The 343-nt window shown below is 72.3% G+C and carries 1 protein-coding gene; it reads left to right on the forward strand.

Annotated features, from left to right (window positions below; translation table 11 throughout):
* The coding region (locus ACWKV4_RS20590; protein WP_483839558.1) for an ATP-binding cassette domain-containing protein at window positions 1–343 on the forward strand (343 nt) is incomplete at both ends.

Below are 343 nucleotides of genomic sequence, written 5' to 3' on the forward strand. Positions count from 1 at the left end.
CTTCCGCACCGGACGCGGACGCACGGTCGACGCCCTCTCGGGCATCGACCTCGAGGTGGCGGCCGGCGAGTTCGTCTCGCTGATCGGTCCGAGCGGATGCGGCAAGTCGACGCTCATGCGTCTGATCGCCGACCTCGACACCCCGACCGCGGGCGAGCTGACGGTGTTCGGCAAGACGGCGCCGCGGGCACGCCTCGACCAGGACTACGGCATCGCGTTCCAGAAGGCCGCGCTGCTGCCGTGGCGCACGGTGCGGGGCAACATCGAGCTGCCGATGGAGCTGCACGGGATGCCGCGCGCCGAGCGCCGCACGCGCGCCGACGAGCTGATCGAGCTGGTGGGC

The organism is Pseudomonas artemisiae, assembly GCF_057128685.1.